The organism is Novosphingobium beihaiense (assembly GCF_022832375.1).
GTDB classification, from domain to species: Bacteria; Pseudomonadota; Alphaproteobacteria; order Sphingomonadales; family Sphingomonadaceae; genus Novosphingobium; species Novosphingobium beihaiensis.
Genome location: NZ_JALHLG010000005.1, coordinates 619,384 through 638,235 on the forward strand (window position 1 = coordinate 619,384; position 18,852 = coordinate 638,235).

At 63.1% G+C, this 18,852-nt stretch carries 15 protein-coding genes and 1 tRNA gene; 9 read left to right on the forward strand and 7 right to left on the reverse strand.

The genetic code is table 11. The features are described from left to right. The first annotated feature begins 12 nt into the window (after positions 1-12). A complete protein-coding gene (mfd, locus tag MTR66_RS06555; protein ID WP_243918884.1) occupies positions 13-3,501 on the forward strand; it encodes a transcription-repair coupling factor in 3,489 nt (1,162 codons plus the stop codon). Positions 3,502-3,504: 3 nt separating this feature from the next. Here mfd and MTR66_RS06560 read toward each other — a convergent pair whose 3' ends face one another. Beyond that, positions 3,505-4,776, reverse strand: coding sequence for a bifunctional diguanylate cyclase/phosphodiesterase (locus MTR66_RS06560; protein WP_243918885.1), 1,272 nt, complete (start codon positions 4,774-4,776; stop codon positions 3,505-3,507). 143 nt (positions 4,777-4,919) lie between these two features. Between MTR66_RS06560 and MTR66_RS06565 the strand changes: the two genes are divergently transcribed. The 3 genes from MTR66_RS06565 (at position 4,920) to MTR66_RS06575 (ending at position 6,285) form a co-directional block, all read left to right on the forward strand. Further along, positions 4,920-5,699, forward strand: coding sequence for an NAD kinase (locus tag MTR66_RS06565; RefSeq protein ID WP_243918886.1), 780 nt, complete (start codon positions 4,920-4,922; stop codon positions 5,697-5,699). A 109-nt stretch (positions 5,700-5,808) separates the two neighbouring features. Further along, positions 5,809-5,883: transfer RNA gene (locus MTR66_RS06570), tRNA-Asn, on the forward strand. A 204-nt stretch (positions 5,884-6,087) separates the two neighbouring features. After that, positions 6,088-6,285, forward strand: coding sequence for a hypothetical protein (locus MTR66_RS06575; protein ID WP_243918887.1), 198 nt, complete (start codon positions 6,088-6,090; stop codon positions 6,283-6,285). 312 nt (positions 6,286-6,597) lie between these two features. On the opposite strand, the gene MTR66_RS06580 is transcribed toward MTR66_RS06575, so the two are convergent. The 6 genes from MTR66_RS06580 to MTR66_RS06605 form a co-directional block, all read right to left on the reverse strand. Further along, a complete protein-coding gene (locus MTR66_RS06580; RefSeq protein WP_243918888.1) occupies positions 6,598-7,962 on the reverse strand; it encodes a cytochrome P450 in 1,365 nt (454 codons plus the stop codon). Positions 7,963-7,992: 30 nt separating this feature from the next. Next, the gene (locus MTR66_RS06585; protein WP_243918889.1) at positions 7,993-9,696 is read right to left on the reverse strand and encodes a Dyp-type peroxidase; all 1,704 of its coding nucleotides are present in this window, start codon (positions 9,694-9,696) and stop codon (positions 7,993-7,995) included. Continuing rightward, on the reverse strand, positions 9,693-10,652 hold the full coding sequence (locus MTR66_RS06590; RefSeq protein WP_243918890.1) for a hypothetical protein: 960 nt from the start codon (positions 10,650-10,652) through the stop codon (positions 9,693-9,695). The genes MTR66_RS06585 and MTR66_RS06590 overlap by 4 nt, the downstream gene beginning before the upstream one ends. Next, positions 10,645-11,496: a hypothetical protein gene (locus MTR66_RS06595; RefSeq protein WP_243918892.1), complete on the reverse strand. Its 852-nt coding sequence runs from the start codon at positions 11,494-11,496 to the stop codon at positions 10,645-10,647. The genes MTR66_RS06590 and MTR66_RS06595 overlap by 8 nt, the downstream gene beginning before the upstream one ends. A gap of 183 nt (positions 11,497-11,679) precedes the next feature. Continuing rightward, positions 11,680-12,240, reverse strand: a complete 561-nt coding sequence (locus MTR66_RS06600; RefSeq protein ID WP_243918894.1) for a hypothetical protein — start codon at positions 12,238-12,240, stop codon at positions 11,680-11,682. Then, a complete protein-coding gene (locus MTR66_RS06605; protein WP_243918896.1) occupies positions 12,233-13,663 on the reverse strand; it encodes a hypothetical protein in 1,431 nt (476 codons plus the stop codon). Before MTR66_RS06605 ends, MTR66_RS06600 begins: the two co-directional genes overlap by 8 nt. A gap of 485 nt (positions 13,664-14,148) precedes the next feature. On the opposite strand from MTR66_RS06605, the gene MTR66_RS06610 reads away from it, so the two are divergent. The 5 genes from MTR66_RS06610 (at position 14,149) to MTR66_RS06630 (ending at position 18,840) form a co-directional block, all read left to right on the forward strand. Next, positions 14,149-15,165, forward strand: coding sequence for a sigma-54 interaction domain-containing protein (locus MTR66_RS06610; RefSeq protein ID WP_243918898.1), 1,017 nt, complete (start codon positions 14,149-14,151; stop codon positions 15,163-15,165). A gap of 210 nt (positions 15,166-15,375) precedes the next feature. Continuing rightward, the gene (locus tag MTR66_RS06615; RefSeq protein ID WP_243918900.1) at positions 15,376-15,672 is read left to right on the forward strand and encodes a hypothetical protein; all 297 of its coding nucleotides are present in this window, start codon (positions 15,376-15,378) and stop codon (positions 15,670-15,672) included. Continuing rightward, positions 15,665-16,273, forward strand: coding sequence for a Pvc16 family protein (locus tag MTR66_RS06620; protein WP_243918902.1), 609 nt, complete (start codon positions 15,665-15,667; stop codon positions 16,271-16,273). Before MTR66_RS06615 ends, MTR66_RS06620 begins: the two co-directional genes overlap by 8 nt. After that, a complete protein-coding gene (locus tag MTR66_RS06625) occupies positions 16,270-17,076 on the forward strand; it encodes a hypothetical protein (protein WP_243918904.1) in 807 nt (268 codons plus the stop codon). Before MTR66_RS06620 ends, MTR66_RS06625 begins: the two co-directional genes overlap by 4 nt. Positions 17,077-17,133: 57 nt before the next feature. Continuing rightward, positions 17,134-18,840, forward strand: coding sequence for a phage tail sheath family protein (locus tag MTR66_RS06630; protein ID WP_243918906.1), 1,707 nt, complete (start codon positions 17,134-17,136; stop codon positions 18,838-18,840). Positions 18,841-18,852: the final 12 nt, after the last annotated feature.

Genomic DNA, 18,852 nt, shown 5'->3' on the forward strand with positions numbered 1-18,852 from the left:
CGCCATCCCATCATGCCTGACATTCAACGCATTCTCTCGGCCACGACGCCGCTGACGCTGGCCTCGGTGACGCGCGGGAGCCAGCCGCTGGTCATGGCCGACCTCGCCCGCGCCGCGGCTACCCATGCCAAAGGCGCGCGCGCCGTGTTCATTGCCGACAATGAAGCGGCGATGAGTGCCGTCGCCGAAGCCGCGCGGTTCTTTGCGCCCGAGCTGGACGTGGTCGAATTTCCGGCGTGGGACTGTCTGCCCTATGACCGCGCCAGCCCGGCTCTTTCGGTCAGTTCGCGCAGGCTGGCCGCGCTGCACCGGTTGCAGGCCAGGCGCAGCGGCCCGCAATTGCTGGTCACGACCACCAATGCCCTGTTGCAGCGCGTGCTCACGCCGTTTCGCATCCGGGAATCGGTGCGGCTCATCAAGCCGGGCATGGAGATCGGCCACGAAAGCCTGATCGCGCTGCTGCGGCGGCAGGGCTATCAGCGCAGCGATACCGCCATCGATGCGGGCGAGTTCGCCGTGCGCGGGTCGATCTTCGATATCGTGCCGTCCGGCCTTGAAGGCGGGTTGCGGCTCGATTTCTTCGGGGACGAGCTGGAGACGCTGCGCCTGTTCGATACCGGCACCCAGCGCTCGACCGGCACGATCGATGAATTCCTGCTGCTGCCCGCCAGCGAATCGCTGCTCGACGAGGATACCGTCAAGCGCTTCCGCAGCCGCTACCGCGAGATGTTCGGGGCCAATGCCACCGGCGATCCGCTCTATCAGGCGGTCAGCGACGGGCGGCGGCTGGCGGGCATGGAGCACTGGCTGCCGCTGTTCGAGGACCGGCTGGTCACGCTGTTCGATCACTTGTCCGGTGACGATCTGATCGTCGCCGACAGTTCGGCCACGGGCGCAGTGGCGGAACGGATCGGCGACATTGCCGATTATCACAAGGCGCGGCTCGACACCTCGGGTCAGAAGGCGGGGAGCTATCGCCCGCTGGCGGTCGATGCGCTCTATCTGGGCGAAGAGGAACTGCGGCAGGCGCTCAGCGGCTTTCCCGTCCATGAAGCCGATCCTTTCGCCAAGCCGGAAAGCAGCAAGGTCATCGATTTCGGCTTTGGCAATGCCCGCGATTTCACGCCCGAGCGGGCGCGCGGCGACAATGCCTATGAGGCCGCCGCCAAGCACTTGCAGGCCGTGGGCAAGAGCGGACGCAAGGCGATCCTGGCCGCTTACTCCACCGGCAGCCGGGCGCGCCTCGTCTCGATTCTGGGCGAGGCACAGGCGCCAGAGCCGCGTCTGGCCGATACCTGGCAGGAAGCGCTGGGGCTCGCCGTGCAGGGCCGCTCGGCCGCACTGGTGCTGCCGCTGGAAACCGGCTTTTCGAACGATGCTGTGGAAGTCGTCACCGAGCAGGACATCCTGGGTGACCGGCTCGTGCGCCGCAAGAAGAAGCGTAAGGATTCCGACGCCTTCCTCGCCGAACTTTCGGCGCTGACGCCGGGCGATCTGATCGTCCACATGGATCACGGCATCGGCCGCTACGAAGGCTTGCAGTCGATCCCGGTGGGCCAGAGCCCGCACGACTGCGTGATGCTGACTTATGCGGGCGGCGACAAGCTCTATATCCCGGTCGAGAACCTCGACGTGCTCTCGCGCTACGGCAGCGAAAGCGAGGGCGTCGCGCTCGACAAGCTGGGCGGCGAAGGCTGGCAGAAACGCCGCGCCCGGCTGAAGGAGCGCATCCGCGAGATCGCGGGCGAGCTGATGAAAACCGCCGCCGAACGCGCTCTGCGCAAGGCGCCGGTGCTGCTGCCGGAAGGCTCGGCCTACGACCAGTTCGTGGACCGCTTCCCCTGGCAGGAAACCGACGATCAGGACCGCGCCATCGAGGACGTGCTGGGCGACCTCTCCGAAGGCAAGCCAATGGACCGTCTCGTCTGCGGCGATGTCGGCTTCGGCAAGACCGAAGTGGCGCTGCGGGCGGCTTTCGTCGCCGCCATGGCCGGGCAGCAAGTGGCGGTGGTGGCGCCGACCACCCTGCTCGCGCGCCAGCACTATGCGGGCTTTGCCGAGCGCTTCAATGGCTTCCCGCTCAACGTCGGCCGCCTCTCGCGCCTCGTGCCCGAGAAGGAAGCGCGCACCACCCGCGAGGGGCTGGCGAGCGGCACTGTCGATATCGTCTGCGGCACCCATGCGATCCTGTCGAAAACGGTGCAGTTCAAGCGGCTTGGACTCGTCATCGTCGATGAGGAACAGCGCTTCGGCGTCACCCACAAGGAAAAGCTCAAGCAGCTTCGCACCGATGTTCACGTGCTGACGCTGACGGCAACGCCGATCCCGCGCACCCTGCAGATGGCGATGAGCGGCCTGCGCGAACTCTCTACCATCCAGACCCCGCCGGTCGACCGCCTCGCGGTGCGGACCTATGTGATGGAATGGGACGAGATGGTGATGCGCGAGGCGCTGCTGCGCGAACACCATCGCGGCGGCCAGAGCTTCATCGTCGTGCCGCGCATTGCCGACATGCCCGAGATCGAGGACTGGCTGCACAAGCACGTCCCCGAAGTGAAGTTCATCACCGCGCACGGGCAGATGAGCGCCGGCGAAGTGGAAGAGCGCATGAGCGCGTTCTACGAGGGCAAGTACGAAGTGCTGCTCTCCACCACCATCGTCGAAAGCGGCATCGACATTCCGCGCGCCAATACGATCATCATCCACCGCGCCGACCGTTTCGGCCTCGCCCAGCTCTATCAGCTGCGCGGGCGCGTGGGCCGCTCGAAGCTGCGCGCCTATGCCTATCTGACCACGCCCGCCAATCAGCAGCTTTCCGAAGTCGCCGAGAAGCGCCTCAAAGTGCTGGGCGATCTCGACAGTCTGGGCGCGGGCTTCCAGCTTGCCAGCCACGACCTCGACATTCGCGGCGCGGGCAATCTGCTGGGCGACGAACAGTCCGGTCATATCCGCGAAGTGGGCTTCGAACTCTACCAGTCGATGCTCGAAGACGCGATCATGGAAGCGCGCGCGGGCGGCGCCGGGCTGGAGAAGGACACCTCGGGCCTCTCCCCGCAGATCACTGTCGATGCGCCGATCATGATCCCGGACGATTACGTGCCCGATCTGGCGGTGCGCATGGCGCTTTACCGCCGCCTCAACGATGCAGACAACCAGCAGGAGATCGAGGCGCTTTCGGCCGAGATGATCGACCGCTTCGGCGATCTGCCCGCCGCCACGGCCAACCTGATCCAGCTCATCCAGATCAAGCGGCAGGCGATCGCGGCGCATATCGCCAAAGTCGACGTGGGCCCGCGCGGCACGCTGGTAAGCTTCCACAACGACAGCTTCCCCAACCCGATGGGCCTGATCGCCTATGCCGAACGCCTGAAAGGCACGGTAAAGCTGCGGCCGGACAACAAGCTGGTGCTGGCAAGGGCCTGGGGCGATCCCAAGAGCCGCCTCAACGGGCTGTTCCAGCTTACCAAGGGGCTGGCCGCCGTCGCGCGCAAGGCCGGGTGAAGCCTAGCTGGCCGAGCGCGCCAGCTTTTCGAACATGGCCGCGCTCATCGGCTGCGCGCGCAGGAAGCCCTGGAAATACATGCAGCCTTCGCGTGCCACCACTTCGCGCTGCGCTTCCTCCTCGATCCCTTCGGCAATCACCTTGAGATCGAGCGCATCGGCCATGGCCACGATAGCCCGCAGCACCGCGACATCGCGCTTGTCGCTCGTGATCCCCTCGATCATCGAACGGTCGAGCTTCAGATAATGCATGGGCAGGACTTTGAGGTAGCGGAAGTTGCAGAATCCGGCGCCGAAGTCATCCAGCGCGATGCGGATGCCCTGAGCCGAAAACTCCGCCATCATTTCCGCTGCTTGCGTCACGTCGCTGATCAGGGCCTGTTCGGTCACTTCCAACGTCAGGCGGCGCGGCGGAAATCCGCTTTCACGCACCAGATCGAGCATCTGGTGGACATAGCTGCCGGAGGCGAGATCGGCGGGCGTGACATTGATCGACAGGCGCAAATCGCCCTCCCAGTCCCGCGCCGTCCACAGCGCCTTGCGCGCGATGTGATGCGATAGCTGCGCGACGTGATCGGCCCGCTCGGCAATCGTGAACAGCGCGCCCGCGCCGATCCGGCCCAACTCGGGATGGTTCCAGCGTGCCAGCGCCTCTGCTCCGGTCAGACTATCGTCGGCGAGGCTGAACTGGGGCTGGAACAGGATCTCGATCTGGTCGCCGTCGATCGCCTCCAGCAAGTCCGCTTCAAGCTGCGCGCTGGACCGGCCCGGAGGGGTCAGTTCGCCATCGGCCCAGGCAAGCCGCCCGCCCTGCTGCTCGCTCACATGCTGCAAGGTCGTGCCGAGCCGGTCGAGCATCGATTCGACGCTCTCCTCACCCAGAGCGCGAAGTAGCGCAATGCGCGGAGACAGGCGCAGGATGCCGGTGGGAACGGCAATCGGCCGCGCGATCAGATCAGCAAGCTGGTCGGCCACCAGTTGCCACCGCTCGCGGCTGCAGGCTTCGTTGGCGGCCAGCACGAAACTGCCGCCGCCGATGCGGGCCAACTGCCAGGGGCCGTCCAGTTCCTCGGAGGCGAAGTGCTGAATACGGTTCGCCACTTCCTCCAGCGCGCCATCCCCGGCCGCCTCGCCATAAGTGATATTGATGGTTTCCAGCCGCCGCAGCCCCAGCAGCATGGCGTGAACATGCGCATAGCGCGGCGCAATCGCCGGATCGGCGCGCCAGGCGGCAATGCGGTCATGCACAGCCGCAATGCCGGGAATTCCCGTCAAGCGGTCCTCGATCTTGCGGGAATAATCCGAAACGTGATCTTGCTGTGGTGCGCCCATCCCCGGTCTCTAGCCCAAAGCCCTTGCCAAACGGTTCAAAATTTTACAGCCCACCCATATTGGGACGGCAGTGGCCAGGGAATGTGATGAGCGACGATCCGAAACTGGCACTGATCGTGTCCGACAGCGCAAAGGCACAGGCCGGTGCCGTGGCGTTGCGGGACGCCCACTCATGGGTTTCGCCAGCCGATGCCGATGTGCTGGTCGTGCTCGGAGGCGATGGCTTTCTGCTCCATGTGCTGCATGAAATGCTGGACTGGGATTTCGTCAAGCCCGTTTATGGGATGAACCTGGGCACAGTCGGCTTTCTGATGAACGGCCAGCACAATCACGTGCCGATCACCAGGCGGATCGCCGAAGCCAACCGCGTGCCGGTCCGCCCGCTGTGCATGTATGCCAAGACGCAGGACGGGCGGGAATTCAGCTACTACGCTATCAACGAAGTCTCGCTGCTGCGCGAAACCCGCCAGACCGCCAAGCTGGAAGTGCGCATCAACGGCCGCGTGCGCATGGAGGAGCTGGCCGGCGACGGCATTCTCGTTGCCACCCCGGTGGGCTCCACCGCCTACAACCTGTCTGCCAACGGCCCGATCCTGCCGCTGGGCAGCCGTATGCTCGCGCTAACCCCGCTCAGCCCGTTCCGTCCCCGCCGCTGGAAAGGCGCGATCCTGCCCGAAAGCGCCGAAGTCGAGTTCCGCATTCACGAGCCCGGCAAGCGCCCTGTCGCCGCCGTCGCCGACCAGAAGGAAGTGCGCGACGTTTCCACCGTGCGCATTACCGCCACGGCGGAAAAGGAACTGACCTTGCTGTTCGACCCCGGCTATACTCTGGAAGAGCGCATTTTCGCCGAGCAGTTCCAGGTCTGAGCCGGTGGGAAAAATTTCGATGAAATTTCCGCATCGACGGGGTTGCCAAGCCCTCAAGGGCCGCTTATAGGCGCACCCCTGCCCCGCGGTGGAGACATTGCAGGGCTGCTCCCCGATAGCTCAGCGGTAGAGCATTCGACTGTTAATCGAATGGCCGTAGGTTCGAATCCTACTCGGGGAGCCACTTTCCTTCTAAGTGATTGAAATAGCTAGGAAAATGGCTCGCGAAAAGCTTGAGCCTTCCAAAGCACCTATCATCCCCAATGTGACTGATTGCGACGATATGCTTATCGTTGTGGACAACTAATGGTTCTCATGCAGAAATTTTATTGCGCAGGCAGCATCTTTTTGTCAGCATATCGCATAATAATTACGCGGAGAAGGCATTATGGAAACCGAAAATTTCAAGGCTGGCGAAACCGTGGTTCACAAGAGCGGTGGTGAGAACATGGTGATCACCGAGATTGAGGGGCAAGAGGCTATTTGCTCAGTCTTGATCAATCATGAATCTGTCAAAACGAAATTCCTTCTTTGTGAACTTCGGCGCCCTGACACCCCATTCGTGGGTATATGGTCGTTCGGTTGATGACAATATCAGGGACGGCAGAATTCAAATATCTATCTAATTTACGTACTTATTGATGCGCCGTAAAACAGCCTGAAACTGCCAAATGACGGCTACTCGGGGATCCACTTTCCTTTCCAGAGACGTTCACGAACGTCCGGAAAATCCCCATAGCAACCGCATACTTGCCACGCACCTCCCCGGTTTGCTTTTCGTCCAGTTTTTCCGCGATAGTAAACCTGACGTGGGCGGAACGGATTGAGTTCTGGCTGCCAGCAAAACGTTCAAAGCTCGATGGACAAGCTGGCGCAAGCCCACATGCAGCCACCGCGCTCAAGTATCGAACTCAAGGTGGAGGTGCTGCGGGAACGGGGTTCCTGCGGTATCGATCTGTCCGCGTGACCCGGGCGCGCGGCGCAGGTTGGGCTGGGCCAGCAGCGGTTTAAGCATGGCGGGCAGTACGGCGTGGTTGATGTACGCGCCGAAGCAACTGTGCAGGCCATAGCCCCACAGCATGTAGACCTCCCAGGGCCGGTCGGTACGGAAGCTGGCAGCATCCGGAATTTCCAGCGGATCGAACATCGCCGAGAGATTGGCGGCGAGCACCATCGTGTCCTTGCGGATGCGGCGGCGGCGGAACTGGCCGCCCGCGATTACCGTATCGCACATCGCGCGCCGGTAGATCACCGGATTGAGCGGACGGAAGCGCAGTGCCTCGAAGACATGGGCCGCAAGCGCGGCGTCGTCCCCCATGCGTGCGGCCTCGCAGGCCCCGGCGAAGGCTTCCGGCCGGCCTAGCAGTTCATCGAGAGCGAGATTCGCGGCTGCCGATAGCGTCGGCAATTCGCCGATCAACAGGCCGATCAGGTTGTTGCGGATGCCAAGGTCGCTCATCCCCGGCAAACCCGCATCTCCCATAGCGATGCAGCGGCCGAGGATGTCATCCTTCGCGCCCTCGCCCGCCCGGCGGCTGGCGATGTGGCCGTCCAGCCATGCCCGGAATTCCGCTGCAGCAGCCGTTGCTTTCGCATCGAGTTCTGGATCGGCCTTGAGATCGATGAACAGGTACCAGAACAGCAGCGTCGTCCATTCGACGATCGCGGCCTGTGAAGGCCCCGGCGTACCGAAGTAGTGATCGAGCAGATGCGCCGCGACCGGCTGGGTAAGCGCCTGAGGCACATCGATCGCCCCCGGCACGGCCCCCACGATCTCGCCCGCGGCCTGTGCAACGCAGGGGACGACGATTGAAGGAACGTCGTCACGCCGTACCGCCAGACGCATGTTGGAGACATCCTGCGTGTAGCGCGGCGTATCCTGCATGCCGAGGAAGAAGTTCTCTCCCCCGGTGATCATCTCCATGCGCGGCGCGTAAACGACGCCGAAATCGGCATCGCGGGAGAGAATGTCCGCAACATCTGCCCTGCGCGTGGCAATGGCCGTAACGCCGTTGCTGGGATAGGCGGCGATGATGCGCCGTTTCAGAACCAGGTTGGGCTGGAACAGCCGCAGCACCGCAAAGACGCGGCGTTGCGAGGCAGGTTCCGTCAAGGCGGCGCCAAGTCTGCCCGCGAGCGTGCCGCCTTTGCCGAACAGCGCGCCAAGACCGGTTCCAACGAGTGCGAACAGCGCGCCCACGCCTTGAAGAACCAATAGCAACCGGCGCCACAGAACGGTCGGCAGGTTCAGCAGCCATTGCATGGGGTGCCTCCTTTTCGAGCGGGTAGCAGGTCAGGTCGGGTCGATGATCCCCGTTCCAATCATGCGCAGTGCAGTCATGCTCGGGATGAAGAAATAGTCTCCGCCGCGCGGCTCGACGAGCTGGGGCATCCGGTCGCAGATGAAAGGCGCTTTGCCCAGTTCCGGATCGACGGGGATCACGAACTTGGGATCGTCCCGTTCCGGGTGATTGCCGATGACCGGGCAGGTGTCGCTTCCGGTGTTGAAATCGAGCCCGTACTGCATCCACTGCTGCTGCACGAACTCGAACTGGCGGAACAGGCTGGAACAGACGGCCATGAAGATGATGCCATGTTCGCCCTCCTCGCGCGGCGCGGTGCGGTCGAACTGGCCATAGGGCAACCCCCGGCGCAGGATACGGCGGCGGTTGACGATGGCCGAACCGTCCAGCGAGCGGCCCGTCTCCTTGTCGAACGTCGGCCCCAGCGCGTCGCGCGGGTTGGCGCGGCGCAAGTGCGAGGTCATCGGACAGACCGAACCCGAAGGATCGGAGGCATAGACGAAATTCGTGAACTTGAGCGCGATTTGCGCAAGCTTCGGCTTGTCTTTCGCGGCCCGCGCCTGAGCCAGCTCCTCCCTGAAGCGTTGCCACTCGGCATAAGTCGGCGCGACCATGAGCGGCACGCCATCTTCCCAGCGCCCCACGATCTTGGCCTTAACAGTGTCCACCGCTTCCTCGTGCGGGACTTGAAACATCCGAGAATAGCGCTTCGCCTGGTCGTCGATATAGTCGTGAAAGACCCTGACATCCTCATGCAGCTTGCGATAGGCCATGAACGTTCCGTTCCGGCTGAAGGCAATCGGCATCGCCGCGCCGGGAACTTCCTGCGCCTCGTCAGGGTAGCCGAGCAGGAATTCGCCGGTGGCCAGCGGCGCCCAGCTCTGATCGGGCATGATCTTGCCCCCGCCCGCGACGCGCAGGCGTTCCGCCTCTCCCGAGAACTGACCGGAAAAGACCGGGTCGCCAAACCCATCGGACAGGGCAAAATGCTCCTTGTTGGTGGGCCAGTAGCGGCCGTTGTCCTCTCGCAGCACGGCCGAAAGATCCTGCCAGCGCGCCTTGTCCGGCCCGACGCCGTCAAGCAGCACCACCCCGCCGCCGGACTGCTCGCACAGCCGTTCGATTTCGGCAGTCACCTGATCGAGTTCGGGGCAGGCCGTGCCGTCAGGGTTCATCTGGGCATAGAGCGTGAGAAGCACGTGGACGCGCCTGTCACCGCGCGAATCGCGCCATACTGCGTCGCGCCGGTCGAGGAAGGGATCGTCCCCCAGCAGGGCTGCGCGCATCTCCATGCCGTCGATGAACTCATCGGGCATGCCGCGCAGGGTCCGGTTGGGAACCCCGAGCGCGATAAGGCCGTAGAAGGTGAAGCCGATATTGATCGTCACCTTGGGCTTGTAGAGCTGGACGCGCCCCGGATAGTCGGGGACACCCTCGGCACGGACGATATCCTTCACCCGCGGGTTGCGGGTCCGCACCAGCGGCTCCTCGCGCTCGGGATCCTTCCAGCGCGCGGCGGTCGTGATCCGGGGACGAAGCGCCTCGACGAAGGCCCGCCCCTTTCGCTCGTCGCGAATGGTCAGGAAGAAGTTGCGCCCCTTGGGAAAGCCTCCGCCGTAAGTGCGCAGGATACCGCCCTGAATGTCCGCGAGGTCGAGCAGCGTGGGAGGCAATGCAGTGCCGGATGCCGTCATGCTGCCTCTCCCGGTGCGTGGCTGCGGATTACCCCGGCGGGCTGGGTCGGGAATTCGACATCAGCCGGGCGTGTCTGTTCGAGAAACGTCCGGAACGCCTGGCCCCACTCGGCCGGATCGCGATGCTGCTGTTCGATTGCGAACCGGCTGAAGGCCTGCTGGAGATAGAGGCTCTTCAGAACATGGGGCAGCGTAGTGCCGGGCGCGGCGGGAAAAGGCCGTGCGCCTTTTCGCATGATCATTCGATAATCGACAAGCAGCCCGAGGATCAGCAGCAGAACCGCGAGCGCGATGGCCCAGGCCCAGCCGATCCAGCCAATGATCGCGGCGATCAGCGGCAGCAGCAGGCCCGCCGCGGGGATCGCGATCAACGTGGTTGTCGAAATCGCGGTCAGCTTGGGCGGTTCCCACCAGTAATCATGGAACGGCATCGTCGTTTCGACCTGGCAGCCGGTCATGTAGCTTGCGAAACCGGCTGCATCGCTGACTTTGTCGAAGCCGTAGCAATATTGGAAGATGGACTTGAGTTCGGCCTCCATCTGCCCCCACAGCTCCTCAAAGTAGCTGCGCGGATCACCCGCGCCATCCGGTTCGAGCAAGTCGAAATCGAGCATCACGAGGATGTAGGGACATGTGATCTGATCGACCGGCTGGCCCTGCAGCAAGTTCGTATTCATGATCGCGTTGACCAGCGCATTGCTGTGCGCCCGGCCGTTGAAATTGGGTTGATCGAGCACGACGAGACGCGCGAAATGCGTCCTGAGATTGCGGGAGAACGGGCTGTTGAGCCCGATCGCTTCGGTCGGGCGCGACTGGAGCGCGGTCGGCAGCGTCTCAAGCACTTCTCGCACGACATGGACCGGCGAGCTCTTGATCCCGTCATGCTCGACGATGCCTTCGTTGCAGACCGGCACGACCCCGGTGAAGAAGTATGTGTTGACGTCTACGTTAGGCATCCACGTTCTCCCGGCGGCTATCGGGTTCCGCGACCTTGGGAGCCTCCGCGAGGCGTGGCGCCGTCCCCAGGACCGCATTGGCCGCGGCGCTGACGGCCGCCTTCGCCGCCGCGTCCTCATCCACCGAAGAGGCCAGCACAGCGGCAGCGGGAAGCGGTTGGACATCGCGCCCGGCGCGGATTGCTCCTTCGCCCCCCGCGCCCCAGCGGCCGGCCTCGGCCTCAGCGCGGTTGCGGTCGGCAGCGGCGGTATCGTAGCTCGCGACCGGTGCGTATCCCGGCGATCCGAGACCGCCCTGATTGACGATCAGCACCCGCTCGAACGCAGACGTGAGTTCCTCATCGCTGAGCGAGGACAATTGCGCCGCAACCTTTTGCAGGTCGTTCGAGAGCTTGAGCGCCAGTTTGATGTCGCGCTGGCCACTGCCGGGCGTGGCGTTGTAGTAATAATTGGTGTCGATCTGGTTGGCGCGGATGTAACCCTTGAACGGCGTGATCGGGATCGAGTTGGGATATTTGCTGCTGGCATACCAGAACAAGTCCAGCCCGCCGGGAATGCCATCGGCAAAGGCGTCGATATACTGGTCCCAGGTACCGTTGAAATTGCTGCAGAAGAGCATGTAGTCGTTCGCAAGGCTGGCCGGAGGCTGCCCCATCTGGGGCCATTGATCGCGCCTGATGATCACCCATCGGGCGAAATGAATCAGCCCCAGGCCCAGCAGCCCGGACAATGTCGCCGGAAGCGCCCGCGCAATCATGAACAGAAAACGGTTTATCCATGTCACCCCCGGCGGCATCGGCGTGATGACGTTCATGGCATAGGCCTTACCGGCCACGTTGCTCATAAGCCCCTCCTGCGAACGAGGACTATATCCTACCCTCAATACAGAATTATTTATGAATAACTGGAATATTGAGATTTTCAATACGCTATATTTTGAATAACAATTACTGACATATTAACGTTATTTTCTATATTATTTAACTTGCCAGATGCCATAAACTGCGAACAGGGCGCGCCCGAGAGTTCAGGGAATCGCGATAGGGTTCGCGAATTCCAGCTTCCCGGGCAGCCGGAACGTCCCCAGTTCGACAGGACCGGTCAGATCGATATCCCTGAACTTGAAGGACATGGTCAGCTTGCACTGCCCTCCCCCACAGGAGACGATCCGGCCGCCTTTTATCGCGATCGAAACGGCGTTGAACGCGCCTCTCAGGAACATGTCGAAACGCAGGCGGGCCATGACCGCCCCCTCGCAGCGGACTGTCAGCACCGGGTGAAAGGTGCCGGACAGTTCATGCTTGCCCAGCTTGAGCACGGCTGTCTCTGTGGGCGGATGGGCCTTGGGATCCTTGTAGGATTTCAACTCCTTGGCGAAGGCCCATCCCTTCATCAGCCATTGCACCTTGTCACCCGGGACACTCTGCGCAACGGCATCGGCCATGCCTGACTGCAAAACAGGCCACGAAAAGCGGGCAAGGCCTCCGTCTTCGGCCTTCTCGATGACATCGCGGCACTTTTCGAGAGCAGCCTCGATCGTCTCGCGTTCCACCAGGGGGTCTTCCAGTTGCAGGTCGATTTCAGTCATCAGGCAGTCCTTCGGATAGAACGGGCAGGCTATCGAGGCGGCCGATTTCCCCCGCTTCCAGATCCGCATCGACGGTGACCGCAGGCCCATCGATATCGAGCGAACGACCTTTGATGGCAGGAAGTGCAGGCATCACCGTGCTCCAGCCGATCACCGCCGCCGGTGGAGCCGGAGGAACAGGGAGGGGTTCGTGTTCAGGATGAATCTCAGGCTCGGGGCCGGCCTCCGGTTCGCCATCCTTTGTCCGCTGGCTTTTCGCGCCGAACAGGAAGCCCCCCAGGATACCGAGGGCGGCCGCGCCAATCGCCGCCAGCCAGTCCAGCGCCCAGTTCCCGATCACACCGCCCGGGCTTACCTCTTCCTCACCCTTCTCCGTCCCCTCCGAAGCGGGCGCGGGGGGCGGCGTCCCCGTCTCGACAGGCGGAGCTTCGGTTTCAGCGGGGGGAACGGCCGGTGCGGTGGTAGTGTTGGTGATCGTCCCTTGCGCTGGTACCGGCCTCTGCCCGGGGGCTGCGGCAACAAGGGTCAGCAGACGATCCTCGAAACTGTCCGGATTCTCCATCGTCAGGATCGAAAGCGTTGCAGCGTTCTGACCGGGACCAAACCTGATCGCAGACACGGCCGGCGCGACGTAGTCCACACCGGGCCGCGCCTCTCCGGCCAATCTGAAATCATAGGCCAAGGCCACGTCAGGCACGCCCGAACGGTCAATATGGGCGACGAAGTTCAACTTGCGCCCTTCCGGCGCAGAAGCCGGATCGATCGAAAGCCCGGGGTAAGGCACGATCCGCCCCGCTCCGGCCCCCAGCGTGGCCACGGGCTCGCGCCCTCCCGGCCGGTAGACAAGCCTTACGACTACATAGAGTGCTCTGATCCCCTTTCCCGGGATGGTGTTCACCTCAAGCGTGCCGCCCTTCAGGAAGCCGCGATCCACGGCACTCACATAGTCGGTTCCCGCACGCGCCCGCCGGCGCCCCGATCTATCGAGGGCAATCGCATAGTCCGGTATGTAAACGCGCGAAACGCGGGGCGGCCTTGCGAGACGAAACGTGAGCCGCCCGCCTTCGATGACCGTAGGCGTCCTGATGGAAACTGCGGGACCGGCGGAAACCGACAAGACAAACCTGTCCTGCAGCCGGGAAAAAGGCATTCCGACCCGGGCCGACTGATCGAGAACAAAGCCGGGCGGACGCTGGCCGTCCGTAACCCACTTGATCGTGGTAAAATCCGGCAACAGAGCCCTGATATCGCCGTACTGGCACGCGACGAGGCTGGCGACCCTGCGCGCCTGCATGATCTCACGCACTTGCGGCAGAAAACAGGCCTGCGCCTGTACATCATCCTGCGCAATCGCAGGGGAAGCCGCTCCCGCCATTCCGAAGAACAGCAGCGCAAGCAGCTGTACGATTCCGGATCGCAGCATCGGAAGCCTCACCCTCTCGGGCAGCAGCCTATCTCAACAGCGCCACCCGGAAAAGACGATACACGCCAGGCAATTTAATATAAGCACAGATTAACCATACAAGTGCTGATCGAAACACGCGAGCCATGGTATTTATTACAACTAATTTCATATTTTAGATGAATGAACGAAGAATTGTAAAAATACACACCTGTCCAACGCACGTTACGGGTTTTTACTTTATACAGTAAGATCGATTGTCAGATGTGACGGTGTTTACGCGGGACAAGCCGAGCTTCTGCCCACCGCTGTCAGTGCTAGATTCGACGATAACCAATCGAGTCGAAAAACAGGAATTCGGCACACCGCCGGAGAGCAGGCAACACCTTCCGGGGCCACAACGGTATATCGTGCCTGGCGCCGAAAGCCCGTTCGCCGTGTCCGCTCCAGGCGCGTGTGTCTTTGGGGGAATATGCGTGAAAGTCATGCATCATCCAGTCGGAAGTTTGCCCGATAACCGCGCTATCGACGAGCGCGCGCCGCTGGCCTTTTGCGACAGCAAAAGCCGCCCGGTCCCGGACTTTGTCATCGATGGCCACCGCTTTGTCGGTGCAAGCGACGCGGCCAACCGCATCCGCCGTATGATCTGCCGCTTGTCCGGAACCAGCGCCACCACCCTGGTCGAAGGCCCCACCGGAACCGGCAAGGACATCGTTGCCCTCCTGCTTCACCGCAACAGCCCCCGTGCGAAGGGCCCACTGGTTCCGATCAATTGCGCGGCCATTCCAGACACGATGATCGAAGGCGAGATGTTCGGTTACGAAAAGGGCGCATTTTCCAGCGCCGTACGTGCATATCCGGGCAAGTTCGGCCTCGCGGACGGAGGAACGCTGTTCCTCGACGAAGTCGGCGAACTGAGTCTGTCCGCGCAAGCCAAGATCCTGCGCGCACTGGAAACAGGCGAAGTCTTTTCGCTGGGCTCCCTGCGCCCCCGCCGCTGCTCGGTCCGCGTCGTCGCGGCGACCAACCGCGATCTGGTAAAGGAAGTCGCCGCGGGACGGTTTCGTTCCGACCTCTATTTCCGCCTGGCCGTTGTGAAAATCGAGATTCCGCCGCTCCGGGACCGGCGCGGGGACATCGAACCGATCACCCGCCATCTTGTCGATCAGATCGCGGCGCAACTGGACTGCCCTGCCCCGCACATCGATGCCGATGCCCTTCGCGCCCTAAAGGCGCGCGCGTGGGAGGGTAACGTGCGCGAACTGCGCAACGCTCTCGAACATGCAATGGTGGTCGGGGAAGACCGGGAGCGGATCAGCGCCGCCGACTTGCCTGCGCCCTTCGCCGCCGCCTCTGCGGAAGAGCGCGAACCATCCCCTCCCCTGAACCCGAGAGCGCACCTGCTGCAGGCCATCCGTGCATGTGGCGGCAGCAAATCCGATGCGGCACGCCAGCTCAACATCTCGCGCACGACGCTCTACAGACGTTTGCAGCGCGAAGGCCTCGACCCCGCCATCCTGTAAATAACCGTCCACCGGTGCGCAGCGGCGGCCTCCATCGAGGCCGCCGTTTTGCCATGTTCGCTTGTAACGCCCTGTCACGCAGGTGTTTCGCCAAGCGTTACAGGTGTTACAGATCGAAACCGCAGCCAGCGGATTTACCCGTTGAAATAACAGAACATTCAATTCTGGCATAGTGGTTGCTGAGCAGGGGGCGACGAATGGAGGACCTCTGTGAGCGCATTCTACGCGGGAAAGGCTCGTAACCACAGCGACGATTCCGCGCGCCATTACGTGAACGCGTTGGCGGTCAGGGTCTCACTCTCTGCGATCCGCTTCGACCTGGCCGCGCTTGGAGCCCACGAAGACGACGCTGAGCAGTTCTGGCGTTTCGTGACGACGCCGTCCCGCCTCTGCAGTTTTCATGCGGGCCTGGGAAAGGCGATCGACAGTTACCGGACGCAGTTCGGCGAGATCAGTTCGCCGTACGAAGACGAACACGGCAAAACCGAAAGTGACGGGCATGGCTAAGGTTGGTGCTGTCCACATGGTCGGCGAGTCGATCGTCGGCATGCTCAACCAGCGCCGCGCCTTGCTGGCGAAGGCAGGAACCCTGGCGCCTGTGCCGGCCACGCACGATATCGCGCACGTTCCGGTCGCCAAGCTCGTCTCCAACGCGCTTCCCACATCCGGGCTCAGCCTTACCTGCTATCACATCGGGCGGTCCAACCATGCCCCTGCCATCGCGAGCAGCGGCATGCGTGCGGAGCGCGTCAGCATTTCGCTGGAGCTTCAGTATCTGCTGGCCTGCTGGTCGGGCACCGCCTCCGACGAGACGGCGCTGATGAGCTGGGCGATGATGGAACTGAACCGCTTCGCGACGCTCGGCCGGGGGCAATTGCTGGGCGATGTCTGGGAACGCGATGAGGTCATCCAGCTTGCCCCGGGTGATGAGGCGCCCGAGCAACTCGCCCGCATCTGGGACGGTTTCAAGGCCAAGTACCGCCTTTCGGCAACGTATCGCGCCCGGGTGGTGCGGCTGGAATACGGCACCGGAGAGGACGCCCTGCCCGTTACCGCATCCCGCTTCTCCTTCGCTGACGGCGATGTCGCGCTGGAACCTTCATCATGACAATGATGCTCTCTCCAGACCTGCTCGACCGGCGCGCCCTTGCGCTGATCGCATTGCGCGACGCATTCGGCCGTCCGGTCCGTTCCCCGGTGCATGTCACCGGAGAGGGCGTTCGTGCCCTGATCAAGAAAGACGGCACCATTGCGGTACTCGATGCTCCCGGGTTTGGCGGGCACATCGGGGCCTTTTCCGAACCACCAGCCAATCCGGCCATCGGATCGAAGCCCATCCCAATCGCCATCGAGCCGAGCGACCCGGCGCTGCAGGCACGCCACTATGTCCTGGCCCTGCCTCGCGATCCCGATCCGGCGAACCGGGCCCAGCCTAATTCCCTGTTCCGCGCCGCCCAGGTCAGTCTGCTGGCGACGCCGCAGCAAAAGCGTGAAGGGCTCGCGTGCGTTCTGCGCGTGTGCGTGCACCGCAAGGGCGACGGCGCAGCGATCGGCGGAGCTTTGGTCCGCGCGCGCAGCGACAACGGGAAATTCGAGGCCATGGGCGTTACCGACAAGGCCGGGGAAGCCGCACTGGTCTTTCCCGATCTGCCAGTCGCCTTCCCTGGCGCCGGGGGTAACATGGACCCGGCGCTTCCGGCCAAGGCTATCGTCAAAGTGGTTCAGGCATCCGCGGTCTTCACGCCCAAGGACAGCCTGCGCACGCCTGGCGGCGCGGTCGCGCGAAAGGCCGGACCATTCGACCCCGACAAACTGGCGTCCGGCCCGGCACCCGACTTCGCCGGAGGGACACCCTTCCTGCTTTCCGCCGGGACCGAACCGGCCATCGAACTGGAATGGCTGCAACCATGAGCACTGCGTTCACTCCCTTCCCCCTCGCATCTGATGACTTTGCCAAGGAGGCCTGTGATGCCTGAATATCTAGCCCCGGCGGTGTTCGTCGAGGAAACGAGCTTTCGCGCCAAGTCGATCGAGGGCGTAGGAACCTCGACCGCCGCATTTGTCGGCATGACATCGCGGGGGCCCGTCAGCGTCAATCCCGACGATCCGACGCCGCCGCTCCTCACGAACCAGGGTGACTTCGAGCGGTATTACGGATCGGCCGACAACCTGATGATCGGCAACCCCGCCAAGGCGCATCCCAATCACCTTGCCCTGGCCGCACAGGCGTTCTTCAAGAATGGCGGCGGGCGGCTCTATGTCGCCAGGATTCTCGGCACCGGGGCAAAGGCTGCGGGGCCGGTGAATGCCGGGGCGGACAACAAGGTCCAGTTCCTGGCCCGCGACAAGGGCGGGGCCACCATTGCTGGAAGCGACGAGAACTACCGGATCGAGATCGTCCGCAATGTCCTCGAATCAACCAACCAGCTTGCCCGCAGGCAAACGCCGGGCACCGCCATCATCGTCGGAAACGCCTATAAGGTCGTCGGCACCGACAACATCGCAGACAATGAAACGGCTGCCAAAATCGTGACCTACGGCGTTACGGTCATCGGGCCGGACGGGCCGGTTTTCGAAGCCGCCGGACTTGGTATCGACCCTGCGCATCCACGCTACATCGGCTCGGTTCTGGCGGAGGACCCGCCCGATGCGGCAGCCAAGCTCTCAAATCCCGTAGCGATCACCATCGCCAACGGCGTGAAGGTCAAGGACCTCGACGACGCCCTGTCGAAAGATGCCGATTCCGCAGGGATGCGGACAATCGCCCTCAAGGGCGGGCTGGACGGCACCAGCGCCCCCAAGGCTGACGACTACAGCACCGCGCTCGATTCCCTTCTCGCTCTTGAAGATATCTCGATCATCGCAGCGCCAGACTCCCAGACTTTCGGCGACGACAACCTTGCGAAGGCCGTGAACGGCCACCTGATCGTCAATGCCGAACAGCGCCGTTCCTACCGGATCGCCGTGCTCGACACGCCGCCGGGGCTGGACATCGCCGGGGTGCGCGACCTCAAGAGCAAATTGGACAGCAAGTATGCCGCCCTCTACTTCCCCTGGGTCACGATTTCGAACCCGCTTGCGGGCGGCGATCCGCGCCAGCCCGCGCAGATCAACGTCCCCCCTTCCGGGGCCGTGTGCGGCATCTATGCCCGCAGCGACATCAGCCGGGGGGTCTGGAAAGCGCCTGCCAACGAAACGGTAACCGGCGCGCTGGGCCTGCAACGCGATGTCCGCTTCGGAGAGCAGGAAGTGCTCAACCCGCTGGGTATCAACTGCATCCGTGCCCTGCCCAATCGCGGGATAAGGGTATGGGGTGCCCGGACCCTGTCGAGCGATCCCGAATGGAAATACGTCAATATCCGGCGCTATTTCCTCTACCTCGAAAACTCGATCGACCGCGGCACGCAATGGGCGGTGTTCGAACCCAACGGCGAAGCGCTTTGGTCGAACGTGCGCAACACGGTCTACGACTTCCTCTACAACGAATGGGTCTCGGGCGCCCTGCTCGGCACCAAGCCGGAGGAAGCCTTTTTCGTCCGGTGCGACCGCTCGACGATGACGCAAAACGACCTCGATAACGGCCGGTTGATCTGCCTGATCGGCGTCGCGGCCATCAAGCCTGCCGAATTCGTCATTTTCCGCATCGGCCAGAAGACGGCCGAAGCGCGCGGATAAGGAGAAATTGCG